Origin of the sequence: Streptomyces sp. NPDC006365, assembly GCF_042870755.1 — a bacterium.
In the GTDB taxonomy this organism is placed as follows: domain Bacteria; phylum Actinomycetota; class Actinomycetes; order Streptomycetales; family Streptomycetaceae; genus Streptomyces; species Streptomyces xiangluensis.
The window spans coordinates 161,637-184,293 of record NZ_JBIAHS010000002.1 but is presented as its reverse complement, the minus strand read 5'-3'; the positions used below and the strand labels follow the sequence as shown (position 1 = coordinate 184,293).

Sequence of the window (22,657 nt, the reverse complement as noted above, 5' to 3'; positions counted from 1 at the left end):
GGCCGTCATGACCTTCGCCGATCACTTCGAGACCTTCCACGGCCTGCCCGTCTTCACCCTGCCCGAACTGTCCGAACTGCGCGAACCAGGTGAGGAGAAGCTGCCGGACGCGGACGCCGTGGCCTGGCGACTGGACTGCTACGAGGCGGGGGAGCTGCCGTTCGACGAGCTGTGGCGGAGCTTCACCGACCGGGTGCCGAGCACGGACGTGCGAGCCCTGGTCATCGGACCCTGGTGGGACGACGAGTACAGCGACCTGCGTCCGGCACTGGAACTGATGCTGGCCGACGCGGGGCGCTTCCCCGCGCTGCGCGCGCTGTTCCTCGCAGACGTCACCGGCGAGGAGTGCGAGATCTCCTGGCTGCAACTCACTGATGTCACTCCCGTCCTGGATGCCTTCCCATTGCTGGAGGAGTTCGGCGTCCGCGGCGGCGACTCACAGGGGTCCGGCGAGGAGCCCCTGTCGCTGCGCCCGGTGCGCCACGAGGCGCTGCGTGTGCTGCGGTTCGAGTCGGGTGGCCTGCCCGGGCAGGTGGTGCGGGCGGTCGGCGCGTGCGAACTGCCCGCGCTGGAGCGTCTGGAGCTGTGGCTCGGAGTGCCGCAGTACGGCGGCGACACGACGGTCGCCGACCTCGCGCCGCTCCTGGCCGGCGGACGCTTCCCGGCGCTGCGCCATCTCGGCCTGCAGGACAGCGAGTTGCAGGACGAGATCGCGGCGGCGGTCGCCTCGGCACCGGTCGTGGCACAACTGGAGTCGCTGAGTCTGTCCATGGGCGCCCTCACCGACACCGGCGCCGAGGCCCTGCTCCAGGGCCAGCCCTTGACCCATCTCAAGCGACTGGACCTGCACCACCACTTCCTGAGCGAGGCCGTGGCCGACCGGGTCCATGCGGCCTTCGGCTCCGCCGGGACCGAGGTGGACCTGTCGGGACATCAGACGCCGCACCGCTGGCGGGACGAGGAGTGGCGCTATGTCGCTGTCTCCGAGTAGTTCCCGGGTGCGGCGCCCCGTCCCCGGTGCCGGCCTTCGGTTCGCCGTCGTCGGCAATCCCGAGAACCGGCGGACGACGATGTTCGCCGACGCCGTCCGCGCGGCAGGCCACCCGGCACCACGCGTGCTCGCGTGGCGGGACGTGCTGCGCGGGCGGTACGCCTTCACGCCGGGCGAGTTCGTACGGATCGACTCCCCCGGCGAGAACGCCGAGGTCGACCAGCTGCTCCGGGGCACCGACGATCCCGCCCGGGTCGAAGGAACGGCTCTGTGGCACCGACGTTTCACCGCTGCGGTCCGGGACGTGACGGGCGCGGCGCACCGTGTGGGCGCGGTGCCTTCCGCCGACCCGGAAGATGTCGCGGTGATGTTCGACAAGCGGCGCTGCCATGCCCGGCTCGTCGCCGCGGGCGTCCCGGTGCCCCCGGCCCTGACGGGTCCGGTCGGCGGCTGGGAGGAGCTCAGGGAGCAGCTGAAGGCCGCCCGTATCTCGCGGGCGTTCGTGAAGCCGGCACACGGTTCGTCGGCCTCCGGTGTCGTGGCACTTACCATGGCGGGCCCCAGCCGGGTGAAGGCGACTACCTCCGTGGAGACCGCTCCCGACGGCCGCCTGTACAACTCGCTCCGGGTGCGTCACTACACCTCGGAGCCCGAGGTCGCGGCCCTCGTCGACGCGCTGGCCCCCGACGGGATCCACGTCGAGCGGTGGCTGCCCAAGGCATCGCAGGGCGGCCGGGCCGCCGATCTGCGGGTGGTCGTGGTCGCCGGACGCGCCACGCATGCCGTCGTACGGACCAGTCGGCACCCCATGACGAATCTGCACCTCGGCGGCGCCCGAGGCGACCTCGACACGGCACGCGAGGCAATCCGGGCCGCGGGCGGCGGCTTCGACGACGCGCTGGAGGTGGCCGAGCGGGCGGCGGCGTGCTTCCCGGGCACGCTGTGTGTCGGCGTGGACATCCTGCCGGCCACCGGATGGCGCCGCTTCACCGTCGGCGAGGTGAACGCATTCGGGGACCTGCTGCCCCGGCTGACCGGCCTGCCCGGCAGCGGCGCCGAGGGCCTGGACACCTACGCCGCGCAGGTGGCCGCCGTACCGGCCGCCGTACGGCGCACAGAACGCGAGGAACACGCCCATGACGCCACCGCCTGACATGAACGAGGTCGTGGGCAGCCACGACCTCCTGCTGGTCACCCTCGACACGCTCCGCTACGACGTGGCTCAGGAACTGGCGGCGGCAGGCCGTATCCCGAACCTGGCCCGACATCTGCCCGGCGGCGTCTGGGAGCGCCGGCACGCCCCCGGCAGCTTCACCTACGCCTCCCACCAGGCGATGTTCGCGGGCTTCCTGCCGACACCGGCCACACCCGGTCCGCATCCGCGGCTCTTCGCCGCCCAGTTCGCGGGCAGCGAGACCACCGCGAACGGCACCTTCGTCTACGACACTCCCGATCTGGTGTCGGGTCTGGCCGACGTCGGCTACCGCACCGTCTGTATCGGCGGCGTGGGCTTCTTCAACCAGCAGGGGCCGCTGGGCTCCGTCCTGCCCGGCATGTTCCAGGAAAGCCACTGGGACCCGGAGTTCGGGGTGCCCTCCCCGACGTCCTTCGAGGCGCAGGTGGCCTGCGCCGAAAGGGTGATGGCCGGCCTCCCCCAGGAGCAGCGTCTGTTCCTCTTCGTGAACGTGTCGGCCCTGCACCAGCCCAACTGGTTCCATCTGCCCGGTGCCACCCGTGAGGTGGGCGACAGCCGGGCTACCCACGCCGCAGCCCTTGAGTACGTGGACCGGCACATGGGACGACTCTTCGCGGCCGCCTGCAGCCGCCGTCCGTGCTTCGCCATCGTCTGCTCCGACCACGGCACCGCCTACGGCGAGGACGGCTACACCGGCCACCGCATCGGCCATGACGTCGTCTGGACCGTGCCCTACGCCCACTTCTTCCTGGACTTCACCGACAAGGCTGCCCGATGACCCTCACCGAAACGGCGGCCCCGCCCGCCGTCCGCCCGTACCAGCACTACGTCTACGCGTATCCGCACAAGACGGCGTACCGCCCGCTGAGCCGGGAGCATGCGTCCTTGCGTGAGCTGTGGGCGGACGAGCCGAAGGACGCCCTCTCGCTCTACTTCCACATCCCCTTCTGCGAGGTGCGCTGCGGCTTCTGCAACCTCTTCACCCGGATCGGGGCGCCCGACGGCCTGACCGCCGCCTACCTGGACGCGCTGGAACGTCAGGCGGCCGCGGTGCGCGAGGCACTGGGCGACGGGGCTCGGTTCGCCAACGCGGCCTTCGGCGGCGGCACTCCGACGTTCCTCGAGGCCGCGGAGCTGGAGCGGCTGTGCGATCTCGCCGAGCGTGGCCTCGGCGCCGATCTGACCGCGATCCCGCTGTCCGTGGAGGCCTCGCCGGCCACGGCGACCGCCGACCGGCTCGCCGTGCTGGCCGAGCGCGGCACCACGCGGCTCAGCCTGGGCGTGCAGAGCTTCGTGGACGCCGAGGCGCGAACCGCCGTACGCCCCCAACGCCGGGCGGACGTCGAGGCGGCCCTCGCCCGGATCCGCGACGCCTCCATCCCCGTCCTCAACATCGACCTGATCTACGGCATCGCAGGCCAGACCGAGGAGTCCTGGCGCCACTCCCTCGACGCCGCCCTCGCCTGGCAGCCGGAAGAGCTGTATCTCTACCCCCTCTACGTGCGCCCGCTTACTGGTCTTGGCCGGCATCACGGCCCGGCGCTCGGCGACGCCGAGTGGGACCAGCAGCGGCTGCGGCTGTACCGCCACGGCCGCGACCACCTGCTCGCGCGGGGCTACGAGCAGGTGTCGATGCGCATGTTCCGCCGTGCGGGCGCCCCCACCACCGGTGGGGAGGACTACGCGTGCCAGACCGACGGCATGGTCGGCCTCGGCTGCGGCGCCCGTTCGTACACCTCCACGCTGCACTACTCCTTCGACTACGCCGTGGACATGCACCGCATTCGCGGGATCATCGACGACTACACCGGCCGCGCGACCGACGACTTCCGCCACGCGGACTTCGGCTGGCAGATGGGCGCGGAGGAGGCCCGGCGCCGTCATCTGCTGCAGTCACTGCTGCAGACCGAGGGCATGCCCGTCGCGGACTACCGGACCCGCTTCGGCACCGCGCCCGGCGACGACTTCGCCACCGAGCTGGCCCGGTTCCGAGACCGGGGCTGGCTGGACGACTCCGCCTCTTTGGACCTCCTGCGGCTCTCCTCCGAGGGCCTGGCCCACTCCGACGCGCTGGGCCCCGAGTTGTTCTCCGCCGCCGTGCGGGAGCGCATGGCCACGTACGAAGCGAAGTGACGGAGCCGCATGGAACTCACGATCCTCTACCGTGGCCCGCTGGCGTCGTGCGACTACGACTGCCCGTACTGCCCCTTCGCCAAGCGCCGGGACACCCGCGCCCAACTGGCAGCGGACCGCGCCGCCCTTGAGCGCTTCGCCACCTGGGCGGCAGCACAGCGGGAGGACCGGCTCTCCCTGCTGTTCACGCCGTGGGGCGAGGGCCTGGTGCGCTCCTGGTACCGGCGTACGCTCGCGGAGCTGAGCCGACTGCCGCACATCAGCCGAGTGGCGATCCAGACCAATCTCAGCTGCCGCACGGACTGGCTGGACACCGCCGACCTGGACACCCTCGCCCTGTGGTGCACCTTCCACCCCGCCCAGACGCCGTACGACCGCTTCCGGGCCAAATGCCACGACCTGGCCACCCGCGGCGTACGCCACAGCGTCGGCGTCGTCGGCCTTCCCGAGCACCTGGAGCAGGCACGTCGCCTCCGCGCCGACCTCCCCGCCCACGTATACCTCTGGGTCAACGCCGCCGAGGGTCACACGTACACGGACGCCGAGGCCGAGCAGTGGTCCGCCCTCGACCCGCTCTTCCCGTACAGCCGCCACCCGCACCGCAGCGCGGGCCTGCCCTGCCGGACGGGCGAGTCCGTCATATCCGTGAACGGCGAGGGCACGGTGCACCGCTGCCACTTCGTCCGGTCGGAGCTGGGCAACCTGTACGACGGCTCCTACCGGCGCGCACTGCGTCCCCGCGCCTGCCCACTGGCAGCCTGCGACTGCCACATCGGCTACGTCCACCTGGAAACCCTGCCGCTGTACGACGTGTTCGCGGGCGGCGTCCTGGAACGAATCCCGGCAACGCTTCCTGAGCGGTTCTCGGCGTGAGGCCCGCAGATCGCCGAGAAACTGGGTTTCGAGAAAACCGCACAGTTGAGGGGACTGCTCGATCAGGTGGCTGTCGTCGTCCGGTCGGCATGACCGGTCCCGCCCGCCTTCGGCCCGACTCCGGGCGGTGGACTGCCTGAACATCGCCGACCTTCTCGACTGTCTACTTCTGCGTGGACCGCTCATCGTGGCCGGGGGGATGTCGACGGGGCTCGGGGGAGCGGAACAGGAAGTCCTCGAAGGCCTCCAGCCCGAGCATCAACAGCATCATGAAGACCGGTAGGAGCAGGGCTATCAAGATCACGGAGCCTCCCGAGGGAAGTGTGATCGGGCTCTGCGGCTGGTTGGTTCTCGCTCGACGCGCTCGCGAGAACGCCGCCCCTCAAGCCGCGCGTCTGAGGGTCACCGCACAGTCACCTCCTGCGTGAAACAGCCGGGTCCCCCTCAGTGTGGGGCTGAACGGAGTAACGCGCATGCCGAGGTCCCGTGTAGTGGGCACTCATCCCGGGCGACCTCGGGGAACATGGGGCCGCAGGGCGCGGAGGGCACCCTCGGGATCGGGGACCGAGAGAGCCAGGCGGCGAAACGGCGCACTGCGGCTCAGTTCGACGCAGAGCACCGCTCCCCCTCCTCGGACCACCGCGAAGTCCTTGCCGTACGGCAGCTGCCGGACCCCCGCGTTCAGCTTTTCGGGAATCCAGACGCCACTCCCGTGTACGCCGCGAAGAGCGCGCCACCAGTCGGGCTCGACATACACGCCACGCAGCGCGGCAACGGGTACGCGAAGACCCCGGCGGCGCGCTGCCAGCTTCTCCCACCAGGCGAGGCGTACGACGATGTCGGCGCCCTCGACCACTACGCGGGCCATGCTCTTCCTCCGGCCAGTACCCACAACGGCAGCACCACCAAGGCAAGGACCGGCACGTCGTGCGGCCTACGCGTACCGATAGATCCCGCTGACGTCCTCCACCTCCCCCGGCGTCACGTCCCACGGCGGCATCCGCTCATTCCGCGCGGCGACCCGGCCGCGCTGTGCGTCACCCCGGGCGAGCGGCTTGGCAGGGAGATAGCGGGCGTTCGGGTGCCGCCGCTGCCAGCGGGACCAGAGGAGGTCGACGAAGGCGTGGTGGATCCAGAAGACGGGGTCGTTGACGGAGGCGCCGCCGACCATCTGGCCGCCGACCCAACGATGGACCCGGTTGTGGGTACGCCAGGAGACGACGCCCCGCCCCGGCCCCCACCCCTCCAGCTTGTTACGGAAGCCCTTGGCCGACGTGGAATTCCAAGGAGCCGTGTCATAGACCGGGTCCTCAAGGGCCAGTTCCAGATCCGCGGCCGTGGGCAGCGCGATCGGATCCTGCCGGCGGCCCAGATCGCGCGCGAGGAACTCGGTGTCGGTGACCCCAACCCGGATGGTCCACGCGCCGTTGCGGTAAGCGAAGGGGCCGGTCATGACCTGCCGGTCGGACCGCCGCCCGGTTCCGCCGAGCAGGTCCTCGGTCCACGGCACTGCCGTCGTGGTGCGGTTACGCGTCCAGTCCCAGTACGGCACGGTCACCGAGTCGTCCACGCGGCGCAGCGCCTCCTCCAGGTCCAGCAGGAACTTGCGGTGCCAGGGCAGGAAGGAGGGCGCCATATGGGCGACGCGCAGCCCGGGCTCACCGTCGGAGCGGTAGTACTCGATGTGCGTGCGTACGAACTGGTCGTACTCACCACGGCGTTTCACCTCGAGCAGCGCGTCGACGAACCGGCGCCGCTCGGACAGGGTGAGCGTGCTGACGTCCTTACGCGTGTACACCACAGCGGTGCTCCCCCTTCTTAGTTCCCGTGTCCCCGCCCGGCGTGCGGCCGCTCGCGTCATCCGGCGCGCCTTCCGGTGCGCCCAGCCCTGCGGTGGGGCCGAGTTCGTCGATGGCCGCGCGCGTGGCGGCGAGCGGAGTCGCGTACGACTGGTAGTGGTCGACCATGCTCACCCAGCTGCCGTCCGCTCGGCGCATCAGATGCAGCGGTCGGCCGTCCACGGCGATGTGCCACGTGCCGGAGCCACCGCCCCCGGACCGCCCGTCGTCGTGCCAGACACCGACGATCCGGCGTCCGCGATACGTCTCCTCGAACCGCGTCTCCTGCACCCCGGCCGCCCTCGACGCCACCACGAACGGTGCGGACGCCATCCCGACCAGCGTCGCGAACGCCACCCGCAACACACGCCGCCGCCCCGCGGGCTCAGCCGCACCGCGCACCGGTCGTAGTGGTGGAAACCTCAATGGTCTGCTGCTCGACAACGATCTGCCTCCTCCTCGTCCCTGTGCGGAACACGCTGAACGCACGGAACACGCTGAACACGGTCAAAGGGCCGATCCCGCATGCGGCGGAATCGGCCCAGGGAGCCCAGGTAGCCCAGGGACGGTCACAAGCACCGATACACAGATCCGGAAAGGAACCCGGGCGGAAAATCCCAGCGAAGGCCTGAGACGAAAGTGCGCTCCAGCCATTCACTTCCGCACGAGTTCTCAGCGCCCCAGCTGGCCATTGCCCACGGTGCCCGTCGTCTTCTCGACGGCCTTGGGCGCCAGGCCCGTCTCCGTGTCGAGCAACTTCTGGCCGTCCAGCCCCGGCGCCTTGACACCCTGAGTGAGGTTGCGCACGTTTCCGTTGAGGTCCGCGGGCTGCCCCCCCACGACGTCGGCGGCGACAGCGGGGGTGGCGAGACCAGCCACGACCAGGGAACCGGCAACGATGGCGGCAGCCTTCAGAGACTTCATCGCGTTCCTTTCTTCGGCAACCCGTAAGTCGCCAGCGGGATTTGCTTCACCGAAGCCAACGAGCCCCGGACACCACGGAAACCCCGAACACCGGAAATTCCGGCCCGCCGCAGAGAAGGTCACCCGAATGAAGGGCGCGTTTTATCCGCGTTTCTCATCCTCCTATGAACGCGACTACCTACACAGGACAACAGGAGTCCGACCGCAGCAGCGGACGCCGTACCGATCCGCAACGGCGTCGGTACGGCGTCCGGGGCCGAGCTGTGCCTGCTTCGCCTCAGGCACAACTCCCGTTCTTAGGAAGACTGTTCAAGGGACAGGCCCGGGATGGGCAGGCCGGGAAGTCCGCCCAGGAGGGCGAGCACTGCGGCCACGAGCTTCTCCGACACGGTCTCGACCGCGTCGACGGCGTCCTCGATGTCACCGGAGGTGGCGGCGGCGACCAAGTCGGTCACGGCCTGCTGCAGGGCGGCGAGCGCATCCTGCAGGCCGTCAGCGGGCAGCTGAGCCGACGTCGCCGGGTCGGCCGGCGTCACGGGCGCCAGGGGCGCGGTGGGAGTCGTCACCCCCGGCGTGGACGGGGTCGACGGGACTGCGGGAGTCACAGGGTTCGCGGCGGCCGCGGCGATGGCCGCCTTGGCGGCGTCGCCGAGCTTCGTCACCTCCGCGGCGGAGAGCGGAGAGTTCTCGGCCTTGAGCACGGCGTTCTGAAGTTCGGTGACCGGGGCCACCACGGAGCTGATGGCGCCCAGCCGCTGGACCTGGCTCTGGAGCGTGGCCGGGTCGTCGGCGGGGGCCGACTGGCGAGTGCTTTCTCGCGCCGTGTCGGCCGCCAGGGTGGTGGGAGCTATGACACCGAGCAGAAACGTGGCGCAGAGTGCAGAGGTCGCGATGCGCCGTGCCGAAAGAGCACGCATGGAGGTTCCTTTCGCAAGGGTGCGTGGGGTCTTGGGGCCACCCTTAAACTGGTCGCCACACACTGCAACCGAGCAGACGCATGGCGTCACCATCCAGCTCCTCGCGACCGGGCATCATCGCTGGTGAGCAGCCATGCCGACCCCCTCCGGACGCCACGCCCCGTTCGGCGCAGCACCCCGACAAACCGGCTGCGCAGCCACCGACACGGGACGGGTGTTTTAGGCATTTCGTCACCCTTGCCTGATGTACGGCGTACTCCGGAATGGGGTGACGCACCGTCAGCCGATTTTGACGTTCCTCGTGAAAGGGCAACGCCGGTCATGCGTCATGCCCGGGGTCTTTCCACTGCGACTCGCACGGAGGTCCGTCCGTCCCATGGCCCATCAGGGCGGGGCGGCCGCCCTTCGACTCGCACGGTGATGGTCAGCCGGTCTGCCGGATCGTTGCGCGGCGCGACGGGGCGGGGGACTTCGCCGCGCGCCCTCCACGTCACCCAGCCGGTGGACGGTGGCGTCGCCCACGTCGTCACCGAGCTGGTGCGGGCACAGCGTTGGTCACGGACGTGGCTGGGGCGCGCGAGAGTCTGCCGCCCCGTCACGGGACGCACTGCCTGGTAGCCCCCGGCCGGCCGGGTCCGCTGACCGACGCGCTCACCCGTGCGCTGCTCGATCCGCCGCTGCGCGAGTCGCTCGGCCGCCAGGGGCGCCGCCACATACTGACCGCGCACGACGTGCGGCACTCGGCCGAGGCGGACGTGGCACGCCGCCGCGCTCGTCGTGGGCCCGGCCGCCACCGCCCAGCGCGTGGCCGCCGCCTTCCTGCGCCGCCTGGAATGCGGCCTCAGACCGGTGGGCATCTTCGCCGGCGACCAGGCAGGCAGTGCAGGACTGCCCGTGCTCAGCACGGATGAGGAGGTGCGGCGGGCCGTCGTCCAGAACGGCGTACGGTCCGTGCTCCTCGTCGGCCCGGTCAGTGAACACGGACCGCTGGTACGGGAGTTGGCCGAGTCAGACGGGGAAAGCGGTGGGGGTTGCATCCGTGGCCGTCGGCGCCGGGGCCGGTGGCGGTCCTGGTGCCGGTACCGACCCCGGCGTCCTGGCGTCCTCTTCCCCTCCGCTGCCCACGAGGCGTCCAGGTCCCGCCAACAGGGCAGCCGCCGCAACAACGCCGGCCGCCGCACACACGGGCCATCGTCTGAGGCACCGATACCGTGCGGCCATGGTGCTCCCGCCTCCGCCTGATCAACGGCGGCCGTAACGGCTGCACTGCCGCCCATTCCTCTGAGCTATTCCCGACATCGAGTCACATATACGGCGACCCCGCCAGCGGAGTCCCTTGCCTGGCCACCCTTTGACCACCCACGCGAGTGAGCCCTGGCCGAGGACGAGTTCGGGGGCCGGACGAGTCTCCGTCCGGCCCCCGAGGGAAGTACTCCCGCGTGAATCCCCGTTACCTCAGCGAAGCGGCTCGACCTCGCCGGTACAGAATGGCGCCGCTCGTCAGCATCAGCGCGGCAGCACCCGAGGCCAGGAGCACCTGCTCATCACCACCGGTCTCAGCGAGCGAGGGCGGCTCCGCCGGGGGCTCAGACGCCGGAGGCTCGGCAGCCGGAGTGGACGGGTGCGGCGTGGGCGTCGTCACCTCCGGCGGAGTGGTGGCAGGCGGTGACGTCGACGGCTCGTCGGGCGGCGTGTGCGAGTCGTCGCCGCCGTCCCCGTAGCCGACGTCGTCGTCGCCATAGCCACTGTCGTCGTCGCCATAGCCACTGTCGTCGTCCCCGTAGCCGACGTCGTCGTCCCCGTAGCCGCTGTCATCGCCGTAATCGACGCCGCGGGAAGCGCCATTCGATCCGCGCTCGTCCGGGCCACTGTTCCGGGGGTACTCGACGGAGGCGTCGACGTCGGCGCTCACACCGACGGAATTGTCGTCGTCGTCCGCGTCAATGTCCACCGAAGCCTCGACGTCGCCGCCCGACAGGGCGCCGGACGATGCCCCGGAGGCTCCCTCGGCACGCGAGTCCGCGAACACCGGGGCGCCGTACAGGGACAGAATGCTCGTCGCGGCGGCTGCCACGACCATTCCCCTGCTCAGGTTCTGTCGCAATCTGGTCGTCTTCCTGCTCGAAATAAGTGGGAGAAGCCGGCATTGAAACCGAAGGAACCGGTCCAAGCCGACCTGTGCCTCAGCCGTTCGGCTGGTCTTCCGACAGCGGCACGGTGGGGGCGAATGAACTGGCTCTCTCGTCAGTTCCTCCCTCTCTTCCTACGACTGCGCCGGGGAGCGGCTTCACGCCTGCCATAGTTTCGCCGCGACTGGATTTTCTGACTGGTCAGATGATGCGACCCGGTGAAGTGCCAGTACCGGCACCCGGGGCACCGATAGATCCGGTCCGGAATCCTCTCGATCAACGGCTGCCTGACAATCCAGACACGAGCCTCGTCCTCAGTACGGAACGAGGCCTTACCCGTTTCCGGACAACGCGGCAGGATGATCGTGTCACTCATGTCCCCTCCGATGTGCGCTACTTCGTGCGATCACCTGCGGCATGACGCCTTTTCAGTTGATCAACCCAAGGAAAGGGAAAGCGCCTCTCCCTCGGCGGATGAGGATTTCACCTCATCCGCCCGTCAGGGAGAGACGCCTTCAGGTCGGGCCACGATCCCCCAGGGAATTGAGAAAAGATGCCCTCTGACCGCCGGCCTGCAATCGAACGATCACCATCCGGCTCCAGGGGGATCAGCCCAGCAGCTCGCTGATGTCAACCCCGGCCGCGGCCGTGGCCGTGGCGGTGTTGGTGTTCTCATTGGTGTTGGTGTTCTCGTTCTCGTTGACGATGACGATGGACGGCTCGTCACCACTGTTGCTCTCGTCGCAGGCGCTGGCAGCCGAGGCAGCTCCCGCGAGGAGGGCCACCGCCGCGACGGTCGAGGCAGCACCGCGCTTCATGGACTTGCGCATTTGATTTCTCCGTTCCATTTCTTCCCCGCTGGAAGAACGCAACCGATGTTGCCTTGACGCGGAAGGCCACACAACTTCAAATGGCCTTGCGCCCGGAACTTCATCCACATGGCCCTGCACAAGCAGGTGATATGGATTACGGACGCCCAGGTCACATCAGGTCGGCCACCCAACGGAGCAACGACACACAAGTTGAGTGCAATTCAATCATCGCCACCTCGAACCCCAGCCCGAATATGCGGGTCGGTAGTCAGCACCCAGCAGCGGTTCTCCAATTCTGCTGACACACGCACTACTTTCAACCATAGGGACTGACGATCTACCGTTCGGCAATGGCACTGCGAGCCAATACAGCAATAGCCGCCGCCCACCCAGGCCCTGTGGGCAGCGGGATGAGCGGCGGCTACGTGCCTCAGACGGGCGCCGACGAGAGGAGCCCTGTCAAGGGTGGCATAACAGCGCCTGCGATGCGGAGCCTATGAGCAACGCTTCTCCCTGGGCGGATGGGGATGTCACCTCATCCGCCCGTCAGGGAAAGACGCTTTCAGGTCGGGACACGATCCCCAAGAGAATCGAGAAAGGGTGCCCCTGACCGCCGAACTAGACTCGAACGATCAAGCGAGGGCTCAGCCCGCCACCGCTTCAACGATCTCCTCGACGATCGAGGCGTCGGCGGCGGCGGTGGCCGTGGCGGTGTTCTCGTTCGCGTTGGTGTTGGTGTTGGTGTTCTCGTTGACGATGACGATGGACGGGTCGTCGTCGTAACCCCCTTCGGAGGCGCTGGCAGCCGAGGCAGCTCCCGCGAGGAGGGCCACCGCCGCGACGGTCGAGGCAGCACCGCGCTTCATGGACTTGCGCATTTGGTATCTCCGTTCTGTTTCTTCCCCGTTGGAAGAACGCAATCGATGTTGCCTTGACGCGGAAGGCCACACAACTTCAAATGGCCTTGTGCCCGGAACTTCATCCACATGGCCCTGCACTGCAGGTGACATCGGTTACGAATGCCCAGGTCACATCGGGTCGGCCACCCAATAGAGCAACGACACACAAGTTCAGTGCAGTTGAATCACCGCCATCTCGAACCCCAGCCCGAATGTGCGGGTCATTAGTCAGCACTCAGCAGCGGTTCTCTAATTCCGCTGACACACGCACTACAACCAAAGGGACTGACGGTCCACCGTTCGGCAATGGCACTACGAGCCAATACAGCAATAGCCGCCGCCCACCCAGGCCCTTGCGGACAGCTGGATAGGCGGCGGCTATGTTTGTTCTCAGAAATCCCCCGGACTCTAAGAAACTCGAGGCCGGATCAGCACCGAGCTTGGCACGCAGTTTATCGAAAACGGCCTGCACGTTCGGCTCGTTGTTGGGCGGTCGCTTGTCGTAAACAGTCTTACCGGCCGGCTTCAGAGGGCGACCGCGGTTGTCGCCCAGCCAACGTCCAGGCTCAGGTAGGCCCGAACCCGCTGGCGTCGAACACCGCACCCCCGAGGGTGGTTGTGGTCATCCCGGCCCCGAAGGCGTCGGCACCGCACACGCACATCCAACGATACGCAGACGAGTCTCCCGCGAGCCGCCCGGCGTTGCGTCGGACTCAACAACGGTCAGGTCTGTCATCAGCGGCCAGTCGGTGCCCCCGAGCCCGGCGACACAACCGCCACAGGTCATCCGCCCGACAGAGGGCAACAGTCATACCGGGCCCGGGAATCAGGAGGCCCTCATTGAGGCCACGACGAAGCTAACGGAGCACCGTCAGGTGGTGCAGATCGTGGTGGCCTCATCTTCGGTCTCGAACGTGGCGCAGACTTGCGGGACCTTGTTCACGGTGACCGTGAAGTTCTGTTCAATGCCGGCCTGAACGGTCTGTCGGTTCTTCAGGACGGAGTTGCCGACGGCGATTCTCGTATCGACGGTCCGCGTCTCGTCGCATGCGATGGTCAGGGTGACCTTACTGGTCACCTCACCATCCTCCTTCTCGATGTCGACGTCACAGGGGAAGCCCTGCTGCACGGCAGCCTGCGCAGGCACGGCGGCGAAGAGCGGTGCGGAAGCCAGCAGCACGGTGGCCGCCGAACGGAGCATGCGGTGAGGCATGAGGTCCTCTCAAGTGTCACTGGGGGGGCAGGCCGCCACAGACGGTCACCCACGACCGTGGCGCGCAAATTCCCTTACGCGCCTTTTCGGGAAGATGTGACCACGGGCACATGAATCACGCAAAACGCGTTGCTCCATTCAGCTGATCACGCTTCGTTGCAGCCCCGCATCCCCCGGCTCGGCGGCCACAGCGGCGCATGCCCACCACTTCCGTGTGCGGGAGTGTCAGCTTCCGTACAGCGCATCGATCTCAGCCGCGTACGCCGCCGTCACCGCGTGCCACTTGATCCTCAGGAACGCCATGAGGAGGCCGTCGTCCTCGGTGAACTCGCCCTCCACGAAGCGGAACTCGCGGATGGACTCGGAGCGGGAGACCGCCTGGTTGGCGTCCACGGCCTTCTGGACATCGGCGCGCATGCGAGGGTCGGAGACCAGTTCGGCCGGGGAAACGTTCTTGCCGACGGAGGTGATGATGACGCCCCTCTTGTCTTGCGGCCGGTGATGGTGAGGTAGCCATCCACGTCGAGGCGGCCCAGGTCATCGCTGGTGAACCAGTCGGCGGTGAGTACGGCGTCGGCAGCGGCCTGGCCGTTCCAGTAGGTGCCGAAGACGATGCCGCCCTTGATGAGGGCCTCACTGTCGTCGGCTATGCGGATGAGCAGGAGCGCGAGCCAGCAGAGCACGACGGTGATGTTGACCGCACACGCAGATCGGTTCGGCCTGCTGAAGAACGCCGTCCTGGGACAGCCGAGCCCGTCCTCCACGCGTGAGGTTGAGCAGCACGGCGAAATCGCGTGGGATCTCGCCTTCCTGGATAGGGCCAAGCCAGAGCTCTGTGAGAGAAGACAGCCGGGGCAGCGCAGTCCTCCGGGAAGCCGTCGCCTCGCGCACACGCTTGGCGGCCTCGTGTGACGCGATCGCCCCGGCGGCGCTGCCCACTGCCTGGAAGTAGTGCTCGGGCAGTTCGCCCATCTCCTCCAACGCCGTGTACATCACGGTGGCCAGACCATCGCGACGCGCCAGGCTGCAAACGCCGCCCTCCAAGGTGAAGCCCGGCCACTTCCCCACCGCCTCGGCCAGCAAAGGTGCTCCGGCCTCACGAGCGATTTCATCGAGCGGTCAAACGAGGTGAGACCCAGTTCCCGACCAGGAGAAGTTCACCCACAGGGTCGAGCGACTGGAGATCGGCCGTCACAGTGATCCGGACTGTGGTGCTCGCCTGCACGGAGCTGTCGCTGATTGCCCCGACGGTGGCAAGCCGCACACACGTCATCAATGTCAATGAGGTGTCGACGAGAGCGGTCCTTGCCCGCTGAGTTTCGAACAGTTCAACCCAAGGACGGCTGAGCCGATGCCGTGGTGTCGTTCCGCAGTTCCCGGGCCAGCTTTTGCAGGCCGGCGTCGCGCGCCCCCTTGAGCAGGACCATGTCGCCGGGCTCCACAAGCATTTGCAGCATCTTTCGCACCTGTTGCCGGCTCGGTACCAGGACGCTGTCCGCACCGTGGGAGCGCGCTGACTCTTCGAGCCATCGTGCTCCTTCCTCCAGCCATGGGGCCTCCTGCCCCCCGACGACGATCAGTGCGGAGATCCCGAGTTCGGCAACCATCCGGCCGATTTCAGCGTGCGCCTCTTTGGAAGCGTCGCCAAGTTTGTGCATCCCGGCGAGGACCGCGATGGTGTCCCGGCCGTTCGCCATCGCAGCCAGAGCCGTCAGGGACGCCCGCACCGCTTCGGGTGCCGCGTTATAGGCATCGTCGATGATGGTGACACCGTCCTGTCGTTCGAAGACCTCCATACGGCCGGGGGTCACGGCCTTAACCTCCCCGAGCGCGGCGGCGATCCAGTCGACCGACAGACCAACGTGGCGTGCGATGGCAGCGGCAGTGAGCGCATTGGTGACAAAGTGCTCACCGACCAGCCGAAGGGTGACCGGCGCCCTCCCTTCGGGCGTGCACAGGGTGAAGTGCGCACGGCCGAACCTGTCGAGGCGCACGTCCTCGGCTCGGACCTCGGCGTCCGGCGCTCGGCCGACAAGAACCACCGAGGCCTTGGTACGGTCAGCCATGCCGCGCACCAGGGGGTCGTCGGCGTTGAGGACCGCGAGGCCGTCGGCAGGCAGGGACTCGACCAGCTCACCTTTGGCCTGGGCGATGGCCTGCTTGCTGCCGAACCTGCCGATATGGGCAGTGCCGACGTTGAGGACCGCACCCACCGTCGGCCGGGCGATCCCAGCGAGGTACCGGATGTCGCCGGGGCCGTGATGGGCCACCTCCAGAACCAGGTACCGGGTGGAGGCGTTGGCCATGGTGATAGTCAGTGGCAGTCCGATCCGGTCATTGAGGTTGCCTGGAGTCGCCAACGTCGGTCCCGCGTGTCCGAGCAGGTGAGCTGTCAGGTCCTTGGTGCTGGTCTTGCCTGACGAGCCCGTCACACCGATCACCATGGTCTTGGAGAGCCGGCCGACCAGGTGCGCGGCCAGGACGCCGAGAGTGGCCTGCACATCCGGCACAACAACGGCAGGCTCCTCGGCCGGATGCTCGGTGAGCACCGCCACTGCGCCCGACCTGACGGCCTGGGCGGCGAACGGGTGAGAATCAGCCCGCGAGCCGTCGGGGCGTTCAACGACGTGAGGGACGAACAGCCCGTGGCCGCTCTCTCGCGGATCCAAGGTGGGAGGCGCGGTGACCAAGGCACCAGGGTCCGGCACGTTGTGGAGTCTGCCGCCGACAACGGTCGCGATTTCTTGCAGGCTCATCGGGATCATGGCCGTTCTCCCATCGGGATCATGACTGGTCCGCTTGGCAGCCGCGCCAGTTCCGGGATTTTTCGTTCCGGAGCGTACAGACCGCCTCCCGAGCGGTGCGCCGGACACACCGGGCTCCAGGCTTGCAGGCACAACAGAGTGTTGATGCCTGATGCTCCCTGCCACGACCGCCTGCTCCCAACCAACCACCCCACGAACGCATCCCCGCAGGCCGCCACCGGTACCCGCGCCAACTGGGAACGGGGATGTACTGGTCCTGCCACGCCCGTAGGTGTGGCAGGAGATCCGCCGGCAAGTCGCCCGACCATCTGCACGCTCCGCCGCGCGAGAATCGCATCGGGACTGCTCACCGCGGGCATTGGCAGCGCGCGGTGTACAGCTGTCCGAGGCCCTCACAGGGCTGAACCTGCTGGCCGGGGGTGATCGCAGCCGCCTTGCGCGAGACGCCTCGGGAACAGGAACCGGGCGTGATATATCACAACACCGCCGCATCCGGCACTGGCTGAAGTGATCGCGCGGACGCGGTTGGCCGTGGGCGGACGGTACCGGCTCTGTCTCGTCCAAGACGCCGCCGAGGTCAGTCTCTGGGGGCCAGGCCCGGCCGACTGTACTTGGGTCCGAAAGGTCTGCATCGCCGCCGACCTCGAACAGCAGGCTGCCCGCACCATCGAAGGCGTAGGCAAGCGTGTGGCCCAGCGGCCTCTGGCGATGACCTCGGAACCAGCACCCTCATCATGGGCACGACCCGATGTCGCTGATCGCCTACGACCACTGAGCCACATTGGAGCTAATCGGCCAAAGGCATCTACTAGAGGATGCCGCCGAGGCCGAGGCTGATACTGACCAGGAGGTCAATGATGCCGTCCATGTCACCCTCCTTCCCTATGTCAAGGCGAAACGCGCTGTCCATCCGATCTTCAAACCGAACAGAGCACAGGACCACTTGGAACCGGCATCCGAGTGACCGACGCGGTGACAAGCAGCTCAAAACCGCCTTCTGCCTCTCCGCGTTCGTCGCCCTACGCGAGCCATCGGCGGCCGTCCCACAAGGCCGCCAGCTTGCGGGCCGTATCCGGGTTGCAGCGCCCGAGGTCCACACGCAGGTTGCTCAGCCCGGCCAGCGACTCGCGCAAAGGCGGTGTCGGCCGAGACCAGGACGCTCTTGAGCTGGTTGATGGCCTGGGTCCGGGACTTGATCGCGGACCCTTTCGCGAGCTTGAGCAACCGCAGCTCTTCGGCCGGGCCGTCGCTCGTCTTCGCGGTCGCGCGACCGGACAGCACGGGGCGGGCCGCGGCTTCCCCGTCGACGGCGTCGGTCTTGCCACGTCGTCGGCGCGCCGCCTTGTCAGGCTGGTTGACCGCGTACTCGTCTGGGTGCACCACCGAGTACGGAGTTATTGCACCAGCGCTCAGGCCACGTCAGTGTCCCACTCGATGGCCTGGAGGCGGTTCTTGAGCCGGTAGCTGTTGCCGTTGATCGGAACGACCTCGCAGTGGTGCAGAAGGCGGTCAAGGATCGCGGTGGCCAGGACTTCGTCGTACGCAGGCGCCGAAGAAGGGAGATGACGGCTCGGCGATCGAGGCTTGGAGCCGCTGCTCCCGGTCGGGAAGAAGCCCGGGCGGCCGCCGGTGCACACAAGCGGCAGCTGATGGACGGCATACGCTGGCGCACCCGCGCCGGTGCTCCCTGGCGGTACGTGCCCGAGCGGTACGGCCCTTGGGAGACGGTCTACGGCCTGTGCCAGCAGCTGCTCGCGGATCGCGGAAGGCACCGATCGGTTCGGCGCGTCGGCCGCCTGGTTGGGCGGGCGGGTTGAGCCCGGTCTGCGGGGAACAGGTGGGTGTGCGCGGGAAGGAACTCCTGCACGAGCTCCTTCGAGCGGTTCAGGACTTCCGCTTCAACCCGCCGCACCCCGCACAACTGCAGTACGGCGCGCCCTAGAGGCAGGGGCGTATCGGCTGTGACGAGCCCGTCCGATCGTTGGTTGACGACCGACACCACGAGGCGGTGGGTCAAGTCGCCGGTGTCGCTCGCCTGGGGAATCGACCCGCTGTCCGGCCGTGATCACCACCGCCGGCGGCGATACCCGACGTCGGTCCCGTCAGACGGGCTCGCCGGGGCCGTTCCGGGCCACCGAGAGGATGACCTCCCGCATCTGCTCGACATACAGCCGCATGTTCTTGTAGGCGATGTCTGTGTCCGGGTAGCGGCCGGCGAAGTACAGTCCCTCGTGGAGTCTGTTGAACCAGGCGCACACTCTGTCCCCGTAGGACACTCTGACCAGGCCGTACGCCTTCAGCTCGGTCCAGCGCTCTGATCCGGGCAGATGCCGGGCATCGATGAACGAGACGATCGAGTACAGGTCGGGCGACGTCGGGCGGAAGTCCGAGCCGAGCAGGCGCAGCACCCGGCTGATGGGCATGCGGGCCATCGGCCTGTTGGCGTGCACCGCGGTGTGGACCATCTCCAGGATGCACCGGAAATCGACTGCCTGTGCCGTGTGAATCTCGATCGGCGCGCCGCCGACGTACCAGCCCACGGAGTCCTGCCATTCGGTCTTCGCGCGTGTGTGGAACGGCACGACTGTCCGGAAGGCGGGTTCGCCGCCGATCTTGTGGACGACGAGGCTCGTGGCAGCCAGGAGGCCGACCGGAACCCCGCCGAAGGGCCGGCAGGCCTCGTCGAACGCGGCGATGTCGTCGGCGTCTACGAGCATGTCGTGCATGAGCTTCTGCGTGGGCAGAGCGCCGCCGGGATCCAGGCCGAGATCGACGGGGAAGTTCGGCAGGTCCCCGCCGCACAGATCGATGAACTCTCGCCAGCGGGCGACGATTTCGTGCGTGTCGTCGATCCGGTCCGCGTCTGCCCGCTCGATTTCGCAGAAGTCCACGTAACTGCCGACCGGTTCCCATTGAATGGGACGGCCCTCGACGGCCGCCGCGCAGAGTTCGTGGATCTCGGCGGGGATCCGTTGGATCGAGTACCCGTCGACGTTGCTGTGGTCGAAGGCCATGTACACGCTCGTGCCGTCGTCCCGGACGATCGCCGCGTAGATGAAGTTCGGCCAGCTGAGCGCGTTCGCCGCGACGTCGAAGCGGTCCTGGAGGCGCTGCACGAGTCTCTCCACGTCGGAGAACTCGCCGACCACCTCGCGATGAAGTACGACGGCCTCGGCATCGAGCGTGAACCGGCGCAATTCGTCGCCGGCCCAGCGGAAGCCGCTGCGCAGCGTCTCGTGCCGGAGGGTCCAGGCCCGCAGTGCGTCCTGCAGTACGTCGAGGTCGACCATGCCCGGGATGTCGAACGCCGTGCCGAGCCAGGTCGGAACGAACAGGCCGTCCTCGCGTACCGACTTGGCCGTCCGGATGTGCGACTCCTGGACATACGCCGGTGGTCGGGAATCTTCGGGCAGACCGGTCGCTGTCTCGATGGCCTCCTGATCGAGCGTCCACTCGACGAGGAGTCCCGGCCGGGCCTCGCAATGCTGGATGTCGGTCATTCGCACGGCAGGCATCTCCGTTCACATGGGGTGCAGAGGGGCGGTGACTCGGACCGGACCGTCTCTTGGCGTCGATGCGGGGCGGACCTGCCGCAAACACCAGCGCGCCCAGGCGTTCCCGTGCAGCCCGGCGAGAAAGAGAAGGCTGGGCGGTCACCGCCGCCGCAGCGCCCTGCGCAGGCCCATGAAGGCGATGAGGGCACCCACCAGGACGAGGGAAGTAACGGTACGAACGGGCGGCTGCCGGCGTCCCAGCCAGTCCAGGAGGCTCGTCGTCGGTGTGGTGGAAGCAGCGCCCGGCCGAAGACAGCCCTGGAACCGATTCCTCTTCCGACGATCTCCTCGTGGTGGGACCAGTTGGACATCGCCTCACCCGTTCTCAGGCAGCGAACCGGGGTCCTTGGCTGCGCCACCAGCCCGTCAGCCTCCGCCACAGCGACGGCCGCCGTCTGTTCTCCTTCTGCGGTTGCGGGATGAAACGCAGTGCAAGCACCAGCAGGTGACGGGACAACAGCGAGCCGGTGCAGGTATGGCCATCGCGCGAGCGGCACTTGTTGTCCGGGGCGGAAAATCCGGGCTGGCAGGTCGCACCGGTCTTGCTGCTCGGGTGCGGCCGACGCTGTCGTCCCGGCCTGGAGCCGCCTTTGCCGGCGCGGCTGTCAGTGGGTGCGGACCGTCGTGGTCTCCTCGCCTCCGCACTCTCGTCTACGTCATAAATGACTGTGAGGGTGACCGTGCTGGTCAGGTCACCGTCGGTCTTCTGGATGTCGGCTTGGCAGGGCAGCTGCTGGGGAACGGCCTGCGCGGGCACGGCCGCGAAGAGGGGCGTGGCAGTCAGCACAGGGGTGGCGGCTGAACGGAGTATGAGGTGAGACATTTGGTCCTCCCACGGGCTTGGCAGGCCGGGTCAGGTAGCGGCCTGCTCTCGCTGCCACTACGGAATGTCCCCTTTGCGGCATTAGGTAAGATATGATCATGCCCCTGGGGAGCCTGCAACACGGATGCGCCGCCCAGCCCAGACATGGCAGGTTCTCGACCTGCCAGCCCAGCGGCGCCATGGGGCCCCTGACTTGAGCGGCACGCCATCCTCCGACGCAGCGCTCCGCCACTGCTGTAGTGCATCCTGGATGAGGCGGTCATTCGCCGCCCCGTCGGAGGCCACGCAGTGATGAGCGAGCAGCTGGCGCATGTGCTCCGCATGGCGCGGACTCCGCACGTGTCGTACAGGTACTGCCCTTCGGACAGAGCGAACACCCGGTCCGAAGACGGGTCGTTGAACTCCTGAGCTTTGAGCGGGGCCCCGCCGTGGCCTACACCGAGAGTCGTACTCCGGGGAGCTGGTGGAGATCACCGAATACGCCCTCGCCTACGACTTACGGCGATAACGCAGTGGACAACTCAGGCAGCTATCACTCTCTGTGCTGGAGTTGCGGTCGCGGTGCGGGCTGCAAGGCCGGGCCTCTGACCCACTCACCGTCCTGGCAACCGGAGTGCGTCAGCCGCAGGGCTTCGGCGGTCCTCGTTGCGGGCGTTGTGTCGCAGAGCGGCGGCGACGCTGGTCGCGCCGGCCAGCCGCAGGGCTCCGATGGCGAGGTTGCGCCCAGGTGGCCATCGCCCGGGACCGTCATGAACCGGTGCCCGGCGACTACGCCGAAGCCCTCGGCTCAGGTGGGACCAAACACACGGCCATAACGGTGGTTGGGCATGACCTGGTGTGACCATTCCGCCGCTTGGAGGGTGTGAGTGCTGGGCGACTCGCCACAGACGGTCCAATGCTCGCGTCGGAAAGACGGGGCATTCCTATGCTCGCGACATCACTATGAAAGCGCTGCCGCCTTGGCGTGCGTCGCATGAGATGGAGGTCCGGTTGCGGAAGAGACGAATCGCACCTACCACCGCGGGCTGGTGGCTTCGGGTCGGAATTACGCTGCTCGGAGTAGTCGTTGCGGCCGGGCTGTCGACATCGATGGCTGTGGCGTCGTCCACGCCGCCAGTTCCCGGCCAGACGGAACCGATTGTCCACGTCTCCAAGAATCGCTCGGACAACGCTTCCAACAATCGCTCGGACAGTGTGTCGAGTGCGAGAACCGGGCTATCGGAAGCGGAAGCCGGGCCGTCGCCCACGCCACCACCCCCCAGCCAGACGGAGGACGCCTACGTCACCAATTCTGACTCGAACACCGTGTCGGTGATCGACACCACCACCAACACCGTCACCGCCACCATCCCCACCGGCAACAACCCCGCGGGCGTGGCAGTCACCCCGGACAGCACCCGCGCCTACGTCACCAACGTCGGCTCGAACACCGTGTCGGTGATCGACACCACCACCAACACCGTCACCGCCACCATCCCCGTCGGCAACAGCCCGTCGGGCGTGGCAGTCACCCCGGACAGCACCCGCGCCTACGTCACCAACGTCGGCTCGAACACCGTGTCGGTGATCGACACCACCACCAACACCGTCT

21 protein-coding genes and 4 pseudogenes are annotated in these 22,657 nt (G+C 68.0%); 10 read left to right on the top strand and 15 right to left on the bottom strand.

Annotated features, from left to right (window positions below; translation table 11 throughout):
- Window positions 1-7 precede the first annotated feature (7 nt).
- Genes ACFYO0_RS06025 through ACFYO0_RS06005 form a run of 5 tightly spaced genes read left to right on the top strand, consistent with a single transcriptional unit; the run spans window position 8 to window position 5,192 of the window.
- A complete protein-coding gene (locus ACFYO0_RS06025; protein WP_388671349.1) occupies window positions 8-991 on the top strand; it encodes an STM4015 family protein in 984 nt (327 codons plus the stop codon).
- The gene (locus ACFYO0_RS06020) at window positions 972-2,144 is read left to right on the top strand and encodes an STM4014 family protein (RefSeq protein ID WP_388671346.1); all 1,173 of its coding nucleotides are present in this window, start codon (window positions 972-974) and stop codon (window positions 2,142-2,144) included. Before ACFYO0_RS06025 ends, ACFYO0_RS06020 begins: the two co-directional genes overlap by 20 nt.
- 1 nt (window position 2,145) lies before the next feature.
- Window positions 2,146-2,964 carry an STM4013/SEN3800 family hydrolase gene (locus tag ACFYO0_RS06015; protein ID WP_388672732.1) on the top strand — a complete coding sequence of 273 codons (819 nt, stop codon included), beginning with the start codon at window positions 2,146-2,148 and terminating at the stop codon, window positions 2,962-2,964.
- A complete protein-coding gene (locus ACFYO0_RS06010) occupies window positions 2,961-4,319 on the top strand; it encodes an STM4012 family radical SAM protein (protein WP_388671343.1) in 1,359 nt (452 codons plus the stop codon). Before ACFYO0_RS06015 ends, ACFYO0_RS06010 begins: the two co-directional genes overlap by 4 nt.
- Before the next feature lie 9 nt (window positions 4,320-4,328).
- Window positions 4,329-5,192, top strand: a complete 864-nt coding sequence (locus ACFYO0_RS06005) for an STM4011 family radical SAM protein (protein WP_388671340.1) — start codon at window positions 4,329-4,331, stop codon at window positions 5,190-5,192.
- Window positions 5,193-5,355: 163 nt separating this feature from the next.
- Here the strand turns inward: ACFYO0_RS06005 and ACFYO0_RS06000 are convergent, their stop codons facing one another.
- The 6 genes from ACFYO0_RS06000 to ACFYO0_RS05975 all read right to left on the bottom strand — a co-directional run bounded on the left by ACFYO0_RS06000 (window position 5,356) and on the right by ACFYO0_RS05975 (window position 8,871).
- Window positions 5,356-5,496: a hypothetical protein gene (locus ACFYO0_RS06000; protein ID WP_388671337.1), complete on the bottom strand. Its 141-nt coding sequence runs from the start codon at window positions 5,494-5,496 to the stop codon at window positions 5,356-5,358.
- 195 nt (window positions 5,497-5,691) lie between these two features.
- A complete protein-coding gene (locus ACFYO0_RS05995; RefSeq protein WP_388671334.1) occupies window positions 5,692-6,060 on the bottom strand; it encodes a hypothetical protein in 369 nt (122 codons plus the stop codon).
- A gap of 66 nt (window positions 6,061-6,126) precedes the next feature.
- Window positions 6,127-6,993: a tyrosinase family protein gene (locus ACFYO0_RS05990; protein WP_388671331.1), complete on the bottom strand. Its 867-nt coding sequence runs from the start codon at window positions 6,991-6,993 to the stop codon at window positions 6,127-6,129.
- A complete protein-coding gene (locus tag ACFYO0_RS05985; RefSeq protein ID WP_388671328.1) occupies window positions 6,977-7,363 on the bottom strand; it encodes a tyrosinase family oxidase copper chaperone in 387 nt (128 codons plus the stop codon). The genes ACFYO0_RS05990 and ACFYO0_RS05985 overlap by 17 nt, the downstream gene beginning before the upstream one ends.
- Before the next feature lie 339 nt (window positions 7,364-7,702).
- Window positions 7,703-7,954, bottom strand: coding sequence for a hypothetical protein (locus ACFYO0_RS05980; RefSeq protein ID WP_388671325.1), 252 nt, complete (start codon window positions 7,952-7,954; stop codon window positions 7,703-7,705).
- Window positions 7,955-8,250: 296 nt separating this feature from the next.
- Window positions 8,251-8,871 carry a hypothetical protein gene (locus ACFYO0_RS05975; RefSeq protein ID WP_388671322.1) on the bottom strand — a complete coding sequence of 207 codons (621 nt, stop codon included), beginning with the start codon at window positions 8,869-8,871 and terminating at the stop codon, window positions 8,251-8,253.
- Window positions 8,872-9,434: 563 nt separating this feature from the next.
- On the opposite strand from ACFYO0_RS05975, the pseudogene ACFYO0_RS05970 reads away from it, so the two are divergent.
- A pseudogene (locus ACFYO0_RS05970) lies at window positions 9,435-9,560 on the top strand (glycosyltransferase family 1 protein); the annotation flags it as partial.
- A gap of 52 nt (window positions 9,561-9,612) precedes the next feature.
- A pseudogene (locus tag ACFYO0_RS05965) lies at window positions 9,613-9,882 on the top strand (transferase); the annotation flags it as partial.
- Window positions 9,883-10,321: 439 nt separating this feature from the next.
- On the opposite strand, the gene ACFYO0_RS05960 reads toward ACFYO0_RS05965, so the two are convergent.
- From ACFYO0_RS05960 to ACFYO0_RS05925, 8 genes and pseudogenes are all read right to left on the bottom strand, one after another.
- A complete protein-coding gene (locus ACFYO0_RS05960) occupies window positions 10,322-10,951 on the bottom strand; it encodes a hypothetical protein (protein ID WP_388672730.1) in 630 nt (209 codons plus the stop codon).
- Between the two features lie 657 nt (window positions 10,952-11,608).
- Window positions 11,609-11,830 carry a hypothetical protein gene (locus ACFYO0_RS05955; protein ID WP_388671319.1) on the bottom strand — a complete coding sequence of 74 codons (222 nt, stop codon included), beginning with the start codon at window positions 11,828-11,830 and terminating at the stop codon, window positions 11,609-11,611.
- Window positions 11,831-12,456: 626 nt separating this feature from the next.
- Window positions 12,457-12,690: a hypothetical protein gene (locus ACFYO0_RS05950; protein ID WP_388671316.1), complete on the bottom strand. Its 234-nt coding sequence runs from the start codon at window positions 12,688-12,690 to the stop codon at window positions 12,457-12,459.
- A gap of 892 nt (window positions 12,691-13,582) precedes the next feature.
- Window positions 13,583-13,912 carry a hypothetical protein gene (locus tag ACFYO0_RS05945; protein WP_388671313.1) on the bottom strand — a complete coding sequence of 110 codons (330 nt, stop codon included), beginning with the start codon at window positions 13,910-13,912 and terminating at the stop codon, window positions 13,583-13,585.
- Between the two features lie 237 nt (window positions 13,913-14,149).
- Window positions 14,150-14,580 (bottom strand): annotated as a pseudogene (locus tag ACFYO0_RS05940) (long-chain fatty acid--CoA ligase); the annotation flags it as partial.
- Window positions 14,558-15,007 carry a hypothetical protein gene (locus ACFYO0_RS05935; RefSeq protein ID WP_388671310.1) on the bottom strand — a complete coding sequence of 150 codons (450 nt, stop codon included), beginning with the start codon at window positions 15,005-15,007 and terminating at the stop codon, window positions 14,558-14,560. The pseudogene ACFYO0_RS05940 and the gene ACFYO0_RS05935, both read right to left, overlap by 23 nt.
- A 245-nt stretch (window positions 15,008-15,252) precedes the next feature.
- Window positions 15,253-16,689, bottom strand: coding sequence for a UDP-N-acetylmuramoyl-tripeptide--D-alanyl-D-alanine ligase (gene murF, locus ACFYO0_RS05930; protein WP_388671307.1), 1,437 nt, complete (start codon window positions 16,687-16,689; stop codon window positions 15,253-15,255).
- Window positions 16,690-18,098: 1,409 nt separating this feature from the next.
- Window positions 18,099-18,227: pseudogene (locus tag ACFYO0_RS05925) on the bottom strand (ATP-binding protein); the annotation flags it as partial.
- A gap of 24 nt (window positions 18,228-18,251) precedes the next feature.
- Here ACFYO0_RS05925 and ACFYO0_RS05920 point away from each other — a divergent pair.
- Window positions 18,252-18,506, top strand: coding sequence for a transposase (locus ACFYO0_RS05920; protein ID WP_388671304.1), 255 nt, complete (start codon window positions 18,252-18,254; stop codon window positions 18,504-18,506).
- Window positions 18,507-18,791: 285 nt separating this feature from the next.
- Here ACFYO0_RS05920 and ACFYO0_RS05915 read toward each other — a convergent pair whose 3' ends face one another.
- On the bottom strand, window positions 18,792-20,195 hold the full coding sequence (locus ACFYO0_RS05915) for a condensation domain-containing protein (protein WP_388671301.1): 1,404 nt from the start codon (window positions 20,193-20,195) through the stop codon (window positions 18,792-18,794).
- 1,114 nt (window positions 20,196-21,309) lie between these two features.
- On the opposite strand from ACFYO0_RS05915, the gene ACFYO0_RS05910 reads away from it, so the two are divergent.
- Together ACFYO0_RS05910 and ACFYO0_RS05905 are read left to right on the top strand one after the other, a co-directional pair.
- Window positions 21,310-21,474: a Scr1 family TA system antitoxin-like transcriptional regulator gene (locus ACFYO0_RS05910; RefSeq protein WP_388672728.1), complete on the top strand. Its 165-nt coding sequence runs from the start codon at window positions 21,310-21,312 to the stop codon at window positions 21,472-21,474.
- Between the two features lie 903 nt (window positions 21,475-22,377).
- Window positions 22,378-22,657 (top strand): YncE family protein (locus tag ACFYO0_RS05905; RefSeq protein ID WP_388671298.1); only part of this gene is annotated, 280 nt, incomplete at its 3' end.